Raw genomic sequence first — 16270 nt, forward strand, 5'->3', positions numbered from 1 at the left:
TTAGTTTGCTTTTATTTTTAAAAGGTTGCCAATATTTCGCGCGCAGAAAATTAGATTTCTTTCAGCGTGAGCGAGTGCATCTGCTACCTCACAAGGACCCCTTACGATAGAGAAGGCAGCATCAATGTGATGACTTGGAAAATCAGGCAAATCCTCCGCTAAACTACCACAAATGGCTATCACTGGTATCTTTTCTGGTGTTCGTTTGGCTACCCCGACAGGTGCTTTCCCAGAAAGGGATTGGAGATCCATCCTACCTTCTCCCACGACGACCAGATCCGCTTTTTGTACTTTGTGATCAAAGTCAATCAAATCGAGACTTTTTTCAATTCCTGAGGAAATCAGACCTCCCACAAAAGCGACCAAGCCAGCAGCCATGCCACCTCCAGCTCCGGCGCCAGGCATGGACAATATTCGTGCATCTACTAATTGGTAAAAACCCTGCATAGCCTGATCGACAACTGGAAACAGAAGGGGATTCAATCCCTTTTGCTCACCAAAGATATAGGTCGCTCCTTGACTGCCACAGAGAGGATTGGTTACATCCGTTAAGACTTGGAGCTCGATGTCTTGTAAAGCTTTTGGAACCGCACTGGTATCTATTCTAGCCACACGACCGAGCGAAGCCCCAACGGGACGAAGTAGATGGCCTTGATCATCATAGAAGGCTACCCCAAGTCCAGCTGCCATCCCAATCCCACCATCATTCGTTGCAGAACCGCCAATTCCCACACAGATCGTTTTAACCCCTTGGTCAACCAATTGCAGAATAAGTTCACCAATTCCTCGTGTTTCCAGTTCAAGAGGATTTCGTTTTTCAGCTTGAATTAATCCTAGACCGACAAGAGAGGCCATCTCAAAAAAGGCCATCTCATCTTTTTGATAGTAGGACATTGAAACAGGCTGGCCAAATGGTCCTGTTACTTGAGTTTGGTACTCAGTTACATCCATAACTCCAGCAAGGGTTTCCATGGTTCCTTCGCCACCATCTCCAATAGGAAGGAGATCAAAAGTTGCATCTGGTAGAGCTTCTTGAAATCCTTTTTTTAAGGCTTCTGCTACTTGTTTGGCGGATAGGGATTCTTTAAATGAATCCGGTGCTAGTAGGATATGCATGCTGTTTCCTTTCTATGCTGGTCTAAAATTTCAAGAACAAGTCTTAGATCCCTCGTCTCGATACGATATGGGGCACGCTCTGCGACGATTGGCTTCGCCATAAAGGCAATCCCGACACCAGCTGTTTCAATCATCGGAAGATCATTGGCACCATCTCCCATCGCAATCGTCTGACTTTGTGGGACATGATTTTCTTTTGCCCACGTCAAAAGTGCCTCTTTTTTCCTTTCAGGTGTGATTATCCCACCGAGGACTTCCCCTGTCAGACGGCCATTAGAAACCTGCAAATGGTTGGCTCGGACCAAATCAATTCCTAAAGACCTCGCGATGGGGTCGATGACTTCATGAAATCCCCCTGAAACAAGGCCAACCTTGTAACCTCTTTGATGAAGTTCCGTGATCAACGTTTCAGCACCCGGCGTGACTTCCATCTGCTCCAAAATTTTCGGAAAAATAGAGGTCTCTAATCCCTTCAATAAAGCGACACGCGCCTCTAAAGATGCTGAAAAATCCAGCTCCCCATTCATTGCTTGTGTTGTAATCTCTGCAACTTTTTCTCCCACGCCAGCTTCTTGAGCTAGTAGATCAATCCCTTCCTGTCGGACCAAGGTTCCATCTACATCCATAACCAGGAGTCCTGTTACTTCTTTCATCGCTTTCCTTTCTTATTTCTCCCTTACTATACAAAAATAGGTAGTTAATTTCAAGTTTCAATGATCATTTGAAGATAAAAAAACAACCTCCTAAAAGGTCGTTTTTCTGTTATTAGAAGTGAATTTGCTCCCGCGTTTTTTCATATGATGTAACAAAGCGATCGGTTACGCCAGCTTCTACCATTTCCAAAGCATCCGAGATGACTTTGAAGGAAGCCGCATAGTCATATTCTCTTTCGAAAATATAAAGGGACTCATCAAAGGCTGCCTGTACATGATCATCAAATGAACGGTAACGGTTCGAGTATTGCAACAATTGCTCTGTCAAAGTCGCATTTTGAACAATTCGATATGCCGCTTCTTCCAATTCATTCATATCATTGGTCAAGATTTCCAACAAACGATTGGTTGATTCGATATTGATTTTATCCCCTTCCAACTCATCCATCAAAGCTTCTGTATTGTTACTTGCTGTAAAGAAAATTTCTAAGAATTCTTGAGGAATTCCTGGCAAGTTCCGTTTGTCCATATAGCGTTTAATGGCATGCAAACGGTTGGCATAGATGTTGACTTTTTGGCGAGCATTGGCATCGTCTTTTTCAATTTTTGAAAGGGAATCACTCAAGCCGATTTGCTCATCTTCGATTTCTTTCAAGCGAGCCTCGATGGCTTCTAATTCTTCTTCTACAATTGAATAGGCCTTTTGTGTTTCAGATGAATCTTTCAAGGCATCTTCTACCACATTTTCTTGTGAAGATAGCTCAGCCTCTAACTCTTTTAACTGTTGGCTGAAGGCTTCATTCAAGACGAATGTTTTACCGAGACGTTCCACTTCTGCCGCAAGGTTGCTATTGTTATCTTTGGCATGTTTCAAATAGCCAGGCAGTTGTTTCACTAACTTCTTCACAACTTTTTGTGATTCAATTTCACGTGTAAAGATGTGATACAATGCATCAATTTCTTCTTGAATTTGTTCATTTTCGTAAATGGCATTGTCCAATTCAAGGGCAGATACATTTGCCATATTGTTCTTCAAGGAAGCATGCAACTGTTGGAAACGAGATTCAATATCTGTTTCAGTGAAGTGGTAGCCTGATTCCAAAAGCTTGCGGTAGCCACTTTCCAAATCCTCTAATTGGTCTGGAAGTTTTGACTGAAGGGCAGTGACAATTTCTGGCACTCGCTCAACAATTTGTTTTAAGGCTACAATATGATTCTCAGCTGTATCAAGGATTTCAGCCGCTTCAACAGGGTCACCTGAAGAATTCAAGGTTACAAATTGCGAAAACTCAGATTGAATATTTCCAATTTGTTTTTCAATTTCAGGAAGCGCACTGCCAAAACGATCTTGATCTGAGGAGACTTCTTTTTGAAGTTCTTCAAACATATCTAAGGCATGAACCACACGACCGCTATTCTTTTGTTCCTGCTCTTCCAGATCAGAAAGGGCCTTGCGAATCGCCTTGATATCTTCGTCGATCAATTGGATCTGACTTTCGACATTGTCAATGGCATGTTTAGCCTTTATGAAACGGAATGAATTATTATAGCCTTCCGCTTCAAACAGATTGTTTTCGATATCAGCAAATGAATTTAAGGATAGATCTACCCATTTTTGATTCCATTCACGAAATGCAATTTGACTTTGACCAATCAAATGCATGTTTTTTACGGCCTCTACTTCATCGTTGACCGGAAGGTTGTATAACTTTTCTTTTCGTTCTTCCAGTGCTGCCAGTAAGGCTTCATTTCGTTTTCTCAAAATGACTGCAACCACATATCCTACAATCAAGATAAGGGCGACAATAAGGATGAGAACAATTAGTCCACTAGACATATAAAAAACTCCTTCATCGTATTACTTGAACGTAATCCTAGTAATTATACCATAAAATATCCATTAATGGGAAGCGTTCGGTGAATTTTATACATCGAGTGTACTATATTCAGCGTTTTCTTCGATAAATTCACGACGTGGTTCCACACGGTCCCCCATCAACATATCAAAGATCTTATCCGCTTCCGCAGCATCGTCTACTGATACTCGCGCCATCAAGCGGTGTTCTGGATTCATGGTTGTTTCCCATAATTGATGATCATCCATTTCTCCAAGACCTTTATAGCGTTGGATAGTTGGCTTTGAGCGACCTTCTGAATAACGTTCCAAAGCCATGACTAATTCTGCTTCTTGGTTGGCACCAGGTTGGATATATTCTTTGATCTCACTACCGACTTTAACCCCATAGATTGGTGGTTGCGCAATATAAACATATCCCGCTTCCAAGACTGGTTTCATATAGCGATAGATCAAGGTCAACAGAAGGGTTCGGATATGAGCACCATCGACATCAGCATCTGTCATGATCACTAATTTTTGATAACGCGCTTTTGTAACATCAAATTCTGCACCAAATCCAGTTCCCATAGCAGTAAATAAACTACGGATCTCTTCATTAGCTAGAATTTTGTCCATACTTGCTTTTTCAACATTTAAGATTTTACCACGGATTGGTAAAATCGCTTGGAATTCCCGATTTCGACCGGATTTTGCAGATCCTCCTGCTGAATCCCCTTCGACAATAAAGAGTTCTGTTTCTTGTGGATTGTTTGAAGAACAGTCTGCCAATTTACCAGGTAAGTTGGAAATCTCAAGTCCTGATTTCTTACGTGTCACTTCACGAGCTCGCTTAGCAGCCACCCGAGCCTTCGCCGCTAAAATCCCTTTTTCGACGATTTTCTTAGCAATTTGTGGATTTTCCAAAAGGAAGTCAGAAAAGGCTTCACTAAAGAGTCGATTGGTAATTTTAACAACTTCTGAATTTCCAAGTTTGGTCTTGGTTTGTCCTTCAAACTGTGGATTAGGATGCTTAACTGAGATAACTGCCGTTAAGCCTTCTCGAACATCTTCCCCGGTTAGATTGTCTTCGTTTTCTTTTAAGAGCTTATTTTTCTTAGCATAATCATTAATGACACGAGTGAGAGCTGTACGGAAGCCCTGTTCATGCGTCCCACCTTCATGGGTATGAATGTTATTGGCAAAACTCATGACCGTCTCATAGTAGCCTGTGGTATATTGCATAGCTACTTCAACTGTAATATCATCCATTTCACCATCTGTGTAGATTGGTTTTTCAAAGATGACATCCTTGTTCTCATTGATGTATTCGACGTAACTAGAGATCCCACCTTCGTAGTGGTAATGCTTTTCTTGCTCTAAACCTTCCCGCTTATCTGTCAAGGAAATACGCAAACCACGATTCAAAAAGGCTAATTCTTGAATCCGTTTATTTAATTTTTCAAAATCATACTCGGTTGTTTCCGTGAAGATTTCTGGATCCGGAATAAAGTGGACGGTTGTCCCTGTCCGATCTGTCTCACCGATAACTTTCAAATCATCCACAACGTGTCCACGACGATACTCTTGGTAATAGATACTACCATTTTTATAGACGCGAACATCGAGGGATGTGGAAAGGGCATTCACAACGGATGACCCTACCCCGTGAAGACCACCAGATACCTTGTAGCCGCCTCCGCCGAATTTTCCTCCTGCATGAAGCACGGTAAAGACAGTTTCAACGGCAGGTCGCCCCGTCTTTTCTTGGATATCCACTGGGATCCCACGACCATCATCGACAACCGTGATAGAATTATCTGCTTCAATGAAAACTTCAATATGGCTAGCAAAACCAGCTAAGGCTTCGTCAATCGAGTTATCAACGATTTCCCAGACCAGATGATGAAGACCTTCTTTTGAGGTAGATCCAATATACATTCCCGGACGCATCCGAACGGCTTCTAGTCCTTCCAAGACCTGAATCTGACTGGCATCATATTCTTGTGCTTGATTTTCTTGCTGTTTATCCTCTGTCATAATTTCCCTTTTCTATTCAAATATAAACTGGCGTAAGTGTGGCATAGAATCAAATAAATAGGTCGAAAGCCCTGCAGCCTTCCCAGCTTCTATATCGATCGGACGATCTCCGATGACCAGACCGTCTTGAATGCCATATTTTTCCTTTAAATAAAGCATAGAGGCTGGGTCTGGTTTTCGAGGAAAGCCCTCGTCTGCTGTTACAATCTCCGTAAAGAAGGGAGCAATACCTGTCTGATCAAGAAGGGTCAAAACTTGGCGATCCCGATGTGATACCAAAAAATGACGTCCTCCATGTGCTTGTATCTCTTCTAGTAACTCTTTTGCTCCCTCAAATAAGACCGGCTCTTGCAAGCCCAAGGCTTCTTTTTTCTTGTATTCCGTACGAAAATTGGAAATATGAGGTGCAAAGGTTTGAATTGCATCCTGTGTTGAGATTTTTAATGCTGCATAAACAGAATCATGATCGGCTTGGATGTGAAAGTCCTTCAATGTCGCTACAAAGGCATTTGTGGACGTTTCGTAATTATCCAATAGCGTCCCACCAAGATCCCATATAAAATCATGATAATTCATAGTCAATATTATACCACAAATAGACAAAAAAAATAAGCTAAAACCCTCATTTAGGGGGGATTTTAGCCATTTTTTACGGTCATCTCATTTTAAATCAAATAGAAGGCATTTTCTATCATAGAATGTGATCTTTCAACAGAAAAAATGGTGTCCAAAAGAGCCTTTTTAGGCATCTCCAAAGACATCTTGATAGAGCATTCCTTGACGAAGACTTTGGGCATCTCCTCCAAATTGGTCTACCAAGGCATAGGCTAAGGCAAGAGCAGTTGAAGGACCACGACTGGTCAGGAGATTCCCGTCTTTCACCACTGTTTCTTTCTGATAGTACCCATCTTGAATCTCTTCTTCAAAACCATCGTAACACGTATAGTGTTTATCTTTTAAGAGGCCAGCACGCGCCAAGACAATTGGTGCTGCACAAATCGCTGAGATGATTTTTCCTTTTTTACTTTCTTCTTGGAGAGCTGCAATCAATTCCGGATTATCCCTCAAATTCGCAGCTCCTGGCATCCCACCTGGCAAGAAGATTCCATCATAATCTGACAGGTCCCCATTCCACAGGCGGTCGACTTCCACTGTGATCTGGTGAGAACCTGTGACCGTTTCTTCCATGCCAATGAGGTCACAGTCGATTCCAGCCCGTCTCAAAACATCGACAATGGTCAAGGCTTCAATTTCTTCAAAACCGTTTGCTAAAACTGTTGCTACTTTTTTCATTTTCATTCCTTCTTTCTATCTATTGCGCCCTTTTAAGGACTACTTTTTTACGGATTGGAGGCCCTTCTTCTGGCTCTTTCTTTTTGCTATTATGATTATATATTGAAAGGACCAGACCAACACCAATTAGATTACTAATAACAGAGGACCCCCCTTGTGAGATAAAGGGGAGGGGAATTCCCGTCAAGGGGAGAAGTCCCGTTACTGCTCCGACATTTTCAAAAATATGAAAGACCAGCATCATAATAAATCCGATGGAAATATAGGTATAAAATTGGTTATTGGACTGGAGGGTAATTTTTAAAATGCGGTAAATCAGGGTCGCATATAATATCAACAGCACCAGAGCTCCAACAAAGCCAAAATCCTCTGCTACGACCGTGAAAATCATATCGCTTTCCCGTACGGGAACCAATAAATTGGAGACATTAAAACCTTGACCAAAGAGTCCACCACTAGCAATAGCTAGCTGTCCTTGCGCCTGCTGGTAGGTGGTGGTTTGTGCATAGTCAAAAGGATTTAACCAGGCTAAAATACGGTTCATTTGGTAGGTTGGCATCCCGACTTGCTGGTGCAGAAAAGCCCGTCCCCCTTCTGAAAGAAAGAGGAAGAGAAAGCCTGCTAACCCACCTGCCAGAAGCAAGATGACCGGCAAGATAATTTTCCAGGAAACTCCTGAAACGAGCACTAAGCCCGCAAAGATGGCCAAAAATACTAAGGCCGTTCCCAAGTCCTGCTGGAGAGCCAATAAGGCAAAGACCGGAATCGTATAGATGGTCAACTCTAAAATCAAAAACCAATCTTGTCGTAACAATCGCTCACGCCCCTTATTTCTTTGTAAAAATCGGACAATAGAGCGTGACAGCATTAGGATGAAGGGAATCTTCATAAATTCTGAAGGCTGAAATAAGGTGATGTTCCCATAAGCCACCCAGTTTTTAGCTCCAGTCGAAGCCACCAAGTTTGGATTATAAAAAACAAGCGGAAGAACCATCAAGGCTAAGCCTAGTAGGTAAAGAAAGGGAGTAATTTTCCAAAGAAATTTCGTGCTAAAAATCGTCACAATCAGGCAAATGACAAATCCCACACCAATCCAGACCAATTCGCCCCAAAAGGGCCACACCATTTGGGGATAATCATAAGAAACCGCCACATAAACGGATAAGATCCCAATCATGAGAAGGGTGAAGACAATCCCAATGATCGAATAATCCAGGTGGATCGTCCAAAAATGATGTTTCTTCATTCACGTTCCTTTCTGTGAGAATCATAAAATCAATTAATAGAACAACATCTGTAGAATCAAGCTAGATCCTGCAACACAAAACCAAGCAATCAACCCTACTAGAAGGGGGGCAGCTCCTGCTGCACGGAACTGCTTCCAAGAAACCTTGCTTCCGATTCCGACCAAAGCCATAGCCATAAAGAGGCGAGAAAGGTCCTTTAAGTAAGGTAGAACCCCTTTAGGTACCAGGCCAATAGAAGAAAGAATAGAAGCAACAATAAACCAGATGATAAACCAAGGAATAATTTTCTTTAACATTCCTTTGTTTCTTCCTTGTTGTTTACTCCGATACCATTTTAAACCGATCAAGCCCAAACAAACTGGTACAATCATCAGGGCGCGTGTTAACTTAACAATGGTCGCCATTTCACCCGCCGCCTTACTATAAGAAAACGCTGCTGCTACAACTGATGACGTATCGTTAATGGCTGTTCCTGACCAGAGGCCAAATTGAAAATTAGACATATGCCATAAATGGCCTAATACTGGAAAGATAAAGACAGCCAAAATGTTGAAGAAGAAGATAGTTGACATAGATAAGGCAATTTCCTCTTCGTCTGCTTCAATGATCGGTGCTGCTGCCGCGATAGCAGATCCACCACAAATAGCCGTTCCAAATCCAATTAAGGTCCGTAGATGAGATTTCAGATGAAAGGCTTTCCCAAAGATAATCGCTGCAAGAAAGGCGACCGTTATCGTTGGCAGACTAATCTTCAAAGAAGACAAGCCTGTAGAGGCAACCGTCGCAATCGGCAAGCTAAATCCCATGAAAACAATGGAATACTGCAATAGTTTCTTACCGGACCAGTTCAATCCTGGTCGTGAATCCTCTGGCAAATCTACCAACTCATTGAGGACAATTCCTAATATCAAAGCAAAGACACTTGAGCCAATGATGGGAAAGAAATTTCCCAAAAACATGGCACAGAGAGCCAGTACAAACGCAATCGCAAGTCCAAATCCTTTATTTTTCATTCTTTCAATTTCTTTCAAAAAAGTCAGCTGCTTGCTCAACAAGCCGCTCTCTCACTGTCGTGTGAAGGGGCAACACTTGTTGCAAGCCATCTAAAATTTGTTTCCCATATCGTTTGGTTACCACCCGCTGATCCAATAAGAGGACCAACGATTCTTGGTCTTGGAAACGGCTGGTTCTTCCAATAGCCTGTTTTAACCTTAAAATCGCAACCGGAAGACTATAGTCATAAAAGGGATTTTTCCCTTGTTCTCTGAGTTTTGTATTCAGCTTTTGGACCATATAATCTTTAGGGTTATCAAAAGGAAGGCGCGTGATGATTTGAATCACTTCTCTTTGATGGGAAAAATCGACTCCCTCCCAGAAGCTTCCCGTCCCCAATAAAATGGAGCTTTCCCCTCGGTCAAATCGACGCTTAATATTGGCTGCATCACCGTTTCGATACTGAGCCAAGTGAGGAAACTTCAAGGTGTTTGACGTCTCCAGTAACAATTCTTTTGAGGTAAACAAAAGAAAAATTGGTTTTCTTAGAGGAAAAAGTTCATTGACGAGCCGACAAATCTCTCCTGCATACTCCACGGAAGATAAAGAAACGACATCTGGAAAATCAATCGGCACCAGCAATTCCTGATGTTGTTTGATTGTTATTGGCACCCGATAGATTTGCTGTTCTTGGTATCCTAAAAGAGCAGGCAAATGCACCTTTTTGCTGATCGCGATCGTTGCTGATACAAAGAGCACGGTCACTTCCTCAGGCACAAACTCCTTAAAGGATAGTAAGTCCTCGACTCCTCCATGGAGACGAAGAATCTGGTGGCTTTCGACCACTTCTTTGTCTATCCAAAAAGTTTGGTATCGCTCATCAAACAACTCCTTTAGATTCGCTAAAGATTCGTTTTTTAATTCTGAGACATCCTGTCGTATTTTTACCACCGTTTGATCTGATAAGATCGCTATTTTTCCTTGCACAACTTCCTTAGAGCAAGCATTTAGCTCAAATTGAATACTCTCCAGCAACCGTCGCTGCAGAAGATCTTTCTCCTCTTCGATGGCGTGTTGCAAACTTAGAAGAAGAGATTGCAAGGTTTCTTCTCTCTGTGAAAACTGTTCTAAAGCAAAGAAGAGTTTTTGCGCTTCATCCACGACCAGAACAGATTCTTGAAGTAGACTTTTATCATCTTCTAGACGAGTTAACAGATAGGCATGATTGGTCAGAATCACCCGACTGGTTTTCACTTTTTCCTGACCAAGACGCCAAAAATCTTCCTGATAAAAAAGTGAACGTTTCGACAATTGGCCATCGTGGCAAATGTCAGCTACAAAATGGGCGTGACGATAGAGTTGGCCAATTTCACTGAATTCTCCCGTTTCTGTCATGGTCAGCCAAACCAACAGTTGCATTTTAAAGCGTCGGATCATCCTATTATCTGAATCAGTCTGTAAGGTCTCATAAAATTTATCAAGTTGGATGTAATCCTTGGGACTTTTCAGACTATGAAAGGGAATTTGGAAAAGTTCTTGGATAGTCTTTCCTTCCTTCTTCATAATTTGATCTTGAAGAATTTTAGTCGGAACACTGACAAGAATGCGCTTGGAGGTTTTAGCCAAAAGCGTTAATAGATAGGCATAGGTCTTCCCAATTCCTGTTGGAGCCTCTATAAAACTTGGGAGAGGCTGATGCAAACTTTCCTCTATATAAGCCGCAAATTCACTTTGCTCCGGATAAGCCTCCATTCCCAACAGCTGCATATTGAGTTCAAACTGTTCAGACAAATGACGACTTTCTAAAAACTGCTGTTGCTTACGCAAATAAAGTCCATGAATTTCTACTAAATGAGATGGCAAAAAGAGGCTACTGTCTTCAAGCGCATCTTCTATTAAGAGCCGTGATTCATAAATCAAACAATCCGCCATCGAAAGAAGGTTCTCAATCAACCCTCTTGGTAAGCTCGCAATTTTTTCTCTTACCTTCAACAGTAGCTGGGCTGTTGCCATAGCATCTGCTAGAGCAGAGTGAGCGTGGTGCAACTCAATTTCCAGTTCAGCTGCAAGCGCTCCTAAATTGTAGCGTTCTAAAGTCGGATAGAAAATTTGAGACAATTCAACCGTATCAATCCGAGGAGTCGTTAGCTCAAATCCTTCCCAAAAGAGGGCTTCTGCCAATAAATTGGCATCAAATTTGACATTATGGGCCACAAAGACGGCATCTTCTATTAATTCAAAAATTTCTTTTGCCACTTGTGCAAACTCTGGTGCTTTTCGCAAGCGAGCATCTGTCAGGCCGGTCAATTGTTTGATGTGCTCATCCAATCGTTCATGAGGATTCACATCCGTCTCATAGGATTGTGTGATCACGCCATCTTCAACGATGACAATTCCAACCTGAATGATCTTGGCATTGCTTCCAGCACTGGTCGCTTCCAGATCCACAATGGCGTATTTCCGTTTCTGTCTTGTCATAGTACTTAAAATTATATCACGTTTGAGCAAGCTCTGCAGATTTTTTTCTCCTTTCGAGCCGACTTCAATCCTGTTATTTTCCTCGTAATTTGATACACTATTCTAGAAAGGAGTCCCAATGAAAATCTATCGAACTGTTAATCCTGTTGCTTATGAAAACACCTACTACCTTGAAAATGACCACTCCCTCATTCTTGTCGATCCTGGTAGCGACTGGGCGACTATTCAAAAACAAATAGATCGCATCGGAAAACCAATCGTAGCGATTCTTTTAACCCATACGCATTACGATCACATTATGAGTCTTGAAAAGGTTCGTCAGACATATCATTTCCCACCAGTCTATGTCCATTCGGCAGAAGCCAGTTGGTTGTCTTCTCCTGTCGATAATTTATCTGGTTTGGATCGTCATGTGGATTTAGAAGATGTTGTATGTAAGGAGGCCGACTTCCTTTATGAAATTCTCTCCGATTACCAAATAGCCGATTTCCACTTTTATGTTCTGGAGACCCCAGGCCACTCTGCAGGAGGGGTTTCCATCGTCTTTCCTGAGGATCACCTGGTTCTATCTGGTGATGCCCTTTTTCGCGAAACCATTGGACGGACCGATCTTCCGACAGGGAACGCGACACAGTTGCTTAGCAGTATCAGAGAAGAACTCTTTACCCTTCCATCTTCCTACACCGTCTATCCCGGTCATGGCCCTGAAACTTCTATTGGTCACGAGAAAATGTTCAATCCCTTCTTTAGACAATCCTAAAGAGTCCTGTATCCTCCTTCCTGTCCTCGTATAGTAGACAAAAAAAGCAAGTGTGACCTTGCTTTTTTATTATATCTTAAGAAATCGTCTCATGGAGATTGAAGAACCAATCGCCCCGATCAAAATTCCTAATCCAAAGAGGCCACCCACCATGATCGGTACCAAAACATGTGGACTATAGAGATACAGATTTTGATCTGCCAAATTATTGTTCATTGATGTATAGACAACATTATAAACATAGAAGACCAAAGCTGAAGGAATCATGGCTCCCAAGAGACCAATCCAAGCACCTTCAAAAAGGAATGGTGCACGAATATAGCCATTTTTTGCTCCTACCAGTCGCATAATCTTAATCTCACGACTACGTGAAATGATGGTAATCCGAATGGTATTAGAAATCAAGAAGACTGCAATGAAGATCAATAAAGCTACACCAATCAATCCCCAGTTTCGAATGAAAGTTCCAAGTGCGAACAAGCGTTGGGTATCCACCCCACCATCTTTAACTTCAGAGACCCCTTCAATTTTTTTGGCATCTGCTGAGACTTGCTTTACATATTTTGGAGCTGTCGTCTCTACATAATAGGCATCGTAGAGAGGATTGGCATCTCCATCAAAAATCTTCCAGTTGTTCCCAGCCGTTTTGATCAGTTTATCATACTGTTCTTCCTTGCTAGAAAAATCAACCTTGTCAACATGTTTCATGGCTGTTAGAGCATCGTAGACCTTATGGTAGTTTTCATTGGTCACAGTTTGACCTTCTTTTTCAATCTGCTCGCTCTGATCTTGAATATCTTTACGCATGTATACCACAACACGCACACTATTTTGAATATCATCTGAAAGCTTGATGGTATTGGCAATCACAGAGGCGAAAATAGCAACCAAGCTAAGAGTAATCATAACCGAGCTGACCGCTGCAATCGTCATCCAACCATTTCGTTTCAAGCTTTTAAGCGATTCGATTAAGTGTCGGAAAAATCTTCTAATCATCGTATCCGTACTCTCCTTCCGCTTCATCACGCACTACACGACCATTTTCAATCGCGATGACACGGTGACGTAAAGTATTTACAATCTGGCTATTGTGGGTCGCCATCAATACTGTAGTCCCTTGGAGATTAATCCGCTCCAAAAGATTCATGATTTCCCATGAATTATCTGGGTCCAAGTTACCAGTTGGTTCATCCGCAATCAAGACTTTCGGATTGTTGACGATCGCGCGAGCAATCGCAATCCGTTGTTGCTCCCCACCGGACAATTCATTCGGGAATGAGCGGACCTTGTGTTTCAAACCAACAAGATCCAAAACTTCCATTACACGTTTTTTAATATTGCGACGGCGTTCACCGATAACTTGCATTGCGTAGGCGATATTTTCATAAACGGTTTTCTTTGGAAGCAATTTATAATCTTGGAAGACCACTCCTACATTGCGTCGCAACATTGGGATATCGCGTTTTTTGATTTTATCCAAATTAAAACCAGCTACTTTTAAGCTTCCTTTATCGTGTTTGACTTCACGGTATAAAAGTCGAATAAAGGTCGACTTCCCTGCACCAGAAGGTCCTACGATATAGGCAAATTCTCCTGGTTCAATTTGGACAGAGACCCCGCGAAGGGCCGTAGTCCCGTTGTCATACTTTTTGACAACATCTTTCATTTCAATCATTGACATGTAATGAAATTCCTTTCATTCTTTTCTGTTTGATTCCCTTTAGGTTATTGGAGACGCCATTTGAGATAGGCATCGATAAAGCCATCGATATCTCCATCCATCACCTTATCTACCTGCGCTACTTCGTAGTTGGTCCGGTGATCCTTCACCATGGTATATGGGGTAAAGACATAAGAGCGGATTTGACTTCCCCAGGTGATTTCTTTTTTATCCCCTTTTAGAGAATCCACTTCTGCTGCTTTTTTCTCTTGCTCCAATTGGTAGAGTTTAGCTTGCAACATCTTCATAGCCCGATCACGGTTCCCGTATTGGGTCCGATCCACGGTGGATGCCACTACAATCCCTGTCGGAATGTGGGTCAAGCGCACCCCTGTAGAAACCTTGTTGACGTTTTGTCCACCAGCTCCACCAGAGCGGAAGGTATCCATCTTGATATCATCATCACGAACTTCGACTTCGATGGTATCGTCTAATTCGGGCATGACCTCAACAGATGTAAAGGAGGTATGACGTCGTTTAGCAGAGTCAAATGGAGAGATTCGAACCAAACGGTGTACCCCCATTTCAGATTTCAGAAGACCGTATGCATGTGGCCCTTCAAAGGATAGGGTCACAGACTTGATTCCAGCCTCATCCCCAGCCTGATAGTCCAAGACTTCAACTTTAAAGCCGTGGGCATTTCCAAAACGTGTATACATCCGAAGAAGCATGTCCCCCCAGTCCTGAGCTTCTGTTCCTCCAGAACCTGGGTGGATTTCTAAGATGGCATTATTATTGTCATAGGGTTCAGACAATAGCAAGGTCATCTCATAGCTGGTCATACGTTTATCCAGCTCCTCCAACTTCTCGATCAATTCTTCTTTGACCGAATCGTCTTCTGCCAAAAAATCCAGTAAGATTTCTGACTCATCAAATAGATCCACCATTTGATGGAAATTTTCATAGGTCTGCTTGAGTTCATTTAATTCTTGAGATGTCTTTTGCGCAGCAATGTTATCATCCCAAAAATCAGGTTCTGTCATTTTATTCTCTAAAATGGCAATTTCTTCTTCCAATGCCTCTAAGTCAAAGAGACCCCCTGAAAGAAGCTAATTTTTCACGATTTGCGTCAATTTTTTGACGAATTTCTGAAATGTCCATAAGTACCTCTTTCTATGTATCTAGTCTATTATATCATAACCTTCACTATTTGCCCACCTTCCAATATTGGATCAGCTGGTTAACCATTAGCAATCTAGCTAATTTTCAACATTTTTCCATTCATTTGTAACCTAATTGTTAGAAAAAAAGATGCTCTTATGCTAGACTGGTAGCATGACAACAGTAGCTTTTATGTCCGATTTACATATTGATTCGAACAACTTTGGAAAAGAAGAATTAGAGACTCTGATCACCCTTTTCCAGCAACAAAACATTCAACATCTCCATATTGCAGGAGATATTGCCAACGGCTTTGAAAAGACGTCACAGGAATTTTTAGACCAACTTCAATGTCGCCTTCCAGTGACCTTTAGCTTGGGAAATCATGATATGCTGGGCCTATCAGAAGAAGACATAAGACCTTTTGAATTTCAAAAAATTCCCTTCTCCAATCATACGCTTCTTGCTTTTTCGGGCTGGTATGACTACAGCTTTGTTCCTACTATCTCTCCCCAAAAACATCTCCAAACCAAGAATCTATTTTGGTTTGACAGACGCCTCCAACGAATGGGAGCTGATCCAGCCATTACCAAAAATCTTTTACAAGAGCTGGAACAAGAGCTCATGCGTGTAGATCAACCCTTGATCATTGCCATGCACTTTGTGCCTCATCGTCAGTTTCTCCTGCGCCACCCTTATTTTGAACGCTTTAATGCTTTTCTAGGGAGTCAAGCCTTTCATGAGCTTTTTAGACAATATCCTGTCAGAGAAGTGATTTTTGGTCATAGCCACCACCGAATGCCAGCAACAACGATTGACACCATCACCTATCATGCCAGACCTTTAGGCTATGTCCGAGAATGGGAGCTCTGCAAACAATTTTTCGAAGCTTTTCCTGAATATGATTTTCCAAAACGATACGATCCCTACAAACGCTATCGCAGAATCAAAGACCTCCCCGAATTTAAAGCATACAAGAAAAAACAGCTCGCTCATGAATTTTCTCAAGCCATGACGATCCTTGAACTATAAAAA

14 protein-coding genes are annotated in these 16270 nt (G+C 42.0%); 2 read left to right on the top strand and 12 right to left on the bottom strand.

From position 1 onward, the window contains the following. The 9 genes from AB4X21_RS07135 to AB4X21_RS07175 all read right to left on the bottom strand — a co-directional run bounded on the left by AB4X21_RS07135 (position 1) and on the right by AB4X21_RS07175 (position 11654). The gene (locus AB4X21_RS07135) at positions 1-1116 is read right to left on the bottom strand and encodes a glycerate kinase (protein ID WP_369087728.1); all 1116 of its coding nucleotides are present in this window, start codon (positions 1114-1116) and stop codon (positions 1-3) included. Continuing rightward, complete coding sequence (gene serB / locus AB4X21_RS07140; RefSeq protein WP_369087729.1) at positions 1101-1769, bottom strand: phosphoserine phosphatase SerB; 669 nt, start codon at positions 1767-1769, stop codon at positions 1101-1103. The genes AB4X21_RS07135 and serB overlap by 16 nt, the downstream gene beginning before the upstream one ends. A gap of 112 nt (positions 1770-1881) precedes the next feature. Further along, positions 1882-3606, bottom strand: coding sequence for a septation ring formation regulator EzrA (gene ezrA / locus AB4X21_RS07145; RefSeq protein WP_369087730.1), 1725 nt, complete (start codon positions 3604-3606; stop codon positions 1882-1884). A gap of 87 nt (positions 3607-3693) precedes the next feature. Further along, entirely contained in the window at positions 3694-5643 is a 1950-nt protein-coding gene (gene gyrB / locus AB4X21_RS07150; RefSeq protein ID WP_369087731.1) for a DNA topoisomerase (ATP-hydrolyzing) subunit B, read from the bottom strand. Between the two features lie 12 nt (positions 5644-5655). Continuing rightward, positions 5656-6219: an HAD-IA family hydrolase gene (locus AB4X21_RS07155; RefSeq protein WP_003002714.1), complete on the bottom strand. Its 564-nt coding sequence runs from the start codon at positions 6217-6219 to the stop codon at positions 5656-5658. A 165-nt stretch (positions 6220-6384) separates the two neighbouring features. Next, positions 6385-6936, bottom strand: a complete 552-nt coding sequence (locus tag AB4X21_RS07160; RefSeq protein WP_003002815.1) for a DJ-1 family glyoxalase III — start codon at positions 6934-6936, stop codon at positions 6385-6387. 19 nt (positions 6937-6955) lie between these two features. Then, complete coding sequence (locus tag AB4X21_RS07165) at positions 6956-8182, bottom strand: FtsW/RodA/SpoVE family cell cycle protein (RefSeq protein ID WP_369087732.1); 1227 nt, start codon at positions 8180-8182, stop codon at positions 6956-6958. A gap of 33 nt (positions 8183-8215) precedes the next feature. Further along, positions 8216-9196 carry a YeiH family protein gene (locus tag AB4X21_RS07170; RefSeq protein ID WP_155126246.1) on the bottom strand — a complete coding sequence of 327 codons (981 nt, stop codon included), beginning with the start codon at positions 9194-9196 and terminating at the stop codon, positions 8216-8218. 4 nt (positions 9197-9200) lie between these two features. After that, on the bottom strand, positions 9201-11654 hold the full coding sequence (locus tag AB4X21_RS07175; protein WP_369087733.1) for a bifunctional DnaQ family exonuclease/ATP-dependent helicase: 2454 nt from the start codon (positions 11652-11654) through the stop codon (positions 9201-9203). 118 nt (positions 11655-11772) lie between these two features. Between AB4X21_RS07175 and AB4X21_RS07180 the strand changes: the two genes are divergently transcribed. Beyond that, complete coding sequence (locus tag AB4X21_RS07180; protein WP_155126251.1) at positions 11773-12414, top strand: MBL fold metallo-hydrolase; 642 nt, start codon at positions 11773-11775, stop codon at positions 12412-12414. 69 nt (positions 12415-12483) lie between these two features. Here the strand turns inward: AB4X21_RS07180 and ftsX are convergent, their stop codons facing one another. The 3 genes from ftsX to prfB form a co-directional block, all read right to left on the bottom strand. After that, on the bottom strand, positions 12484-13410 hold the full coding sequence (gene ftsX, locus AB4X21_RS07185; protein WP_037606699.1) for a permease-like cell division protein FtsX: 927 nt from the start codon (positions 13408-13410) through the stop codon (positions 12484-12486). Further along, complete coding sequence (gene ftsE / locus AB4X21_RS07190; protein WP_003002791.1) at positions 13403-14095, bottom strand: cell division ATP-binding protein FtsE; 693 nt, start codon at positions 14093-14095, stop codon at positions 13403-13405. The genes ftsX and ftsE overlap by 8 nt, the downstream gene beginning before the upstream one ends. A 44-nt stretch (positions 14096-14139) precedes the next feature. Continuing rightward, positions 14140-15235 (bottom strand): peptide chain release factor 2 gene (prfB, locus tag AB4X21_RS07195; protein ID WP_100209015.1). Its coding sequence is split into 2 segments (ribosomal slippage): positions 14140-15162 and positions 15164-15235, totalling 1095 coding nucleotides; the frame shifts between segments, so codons are not numbered across the junction. 174 nt (positions 15236-15409) lie between these two features. On the opposite strand from prfB, the gene AB4X21_RS07200 reads away from it, so the two are divergent. Further along, the gene (locus AB4X21_RS07200) at positions 15410-16267 is read left to right on the top strand and encodes a metallophosphoesterase (protein ID WP_155126254.1); all 858 of its coding nucleotides are present in this window, start codon (positions 15410-15412) and stop codon (positions 16265-16267) included. Positions 16268-16270: the final 3 nt, after the last annotated feature.

The organism is Streptococcus sp. CP1998 (assembly GCF_041026655.1).
In the GTDB taxonomy this organism is placed as follows: Bacteria; Bacillota; Bacilli; order Lactobacillales; family Streptococcaceae; genus Streptococcus; species Streptococcus dentalis.

Bases quoted from the DNA above. Each gene is read 5' to 3' on its own strand.
- AB4X21_RS07135 (WP_369087728.1), bottom strand. From the start codon at position 1,116: ATGCATATCCTACTAGCACCGGATTCATTTAAAGAATCCCTATCCGCC.
- serB (WP_369087729.1), bottom strand. From the start codon at position 1,769: ATGAAAGAAGTAACAGGACTCCTGGTTATGGATGTAGATGGAACCTTG.
- ezrA (WP_369087730.1), bottom strand. From the start codon at position 3,606: ATGTCTAGTGGACTAATTGTTCTCATCCTTATTGTCGCCCTTATCTTG.
- gyrB (WP_369087731.1), bottom strand. From the start codon at position 5,643: ATGACAGAGGATAAACAGCAAGAAAATCAAGCACAAGAATATGATGCC.
- AB4X21_RS07155 (WP_003002714.1), bottom strand. From the start codon at position 6,219: ATGAATTATCATGATTTTATATGGGATCTTGGTGGGACGCTATTGGAT.
- AB4X21_RS07160 (WP_003002815.1), bottom strand. From the start codon at position 6,936: ATGAAAAAAGTAGCAACAGTTTTAGCAAACGGTTTTGAAGAAATTGAA.
- AB4X21_RS07165 (WP_369087732.1), bottom strand. From the start codon at position 8,182: ATGAAGAAACATCATTTTTGGACGATCCACCTGGATTATTCGATCATT.
- AB4X21_RS07170 (WP_155126246.1), bottom strand. From the start codon at position 9,196: ATGAAAAATAAAGGATTTGGACTTGCGATTGCGTTTGTACTGGCTCTC.
- AB4X21_RS07175 (WP_369087733.1), bottom strand. From the start codon at position 11,654: ATGACAAGACAGAAACGGAAATACGCCATTGTGGATCTGGAAGCGACC.
- AB4X21_RS07180 (WP_155126251.1), top strand. From the start codon at position 11,773: ATGAAAATCTATCGAACTGTTAATCCTGTTGCTTATGAAAACACCTAC.
- ftsX (WP_037606699.1), bottom strand. From the start codon at position 13,410: ATGATTAGAAGATTTTTCCGACACTTAATCGAATCGCTTAAAAGCTTG.
- ftsE (WP_003002791.1), bottom strand. From the start codon at position 14,095: ATGTCAATGATTGAAATGAAAGATGTTGTCAAAAAGTATGACAACGGG.
- AB4X21_RS07200 (WP_155126254.1), top strand. From the start codon at position 15,410: ATGACAACAGTAGCTTTTATGTCCGATTTACATATTGATTCGAACAAC.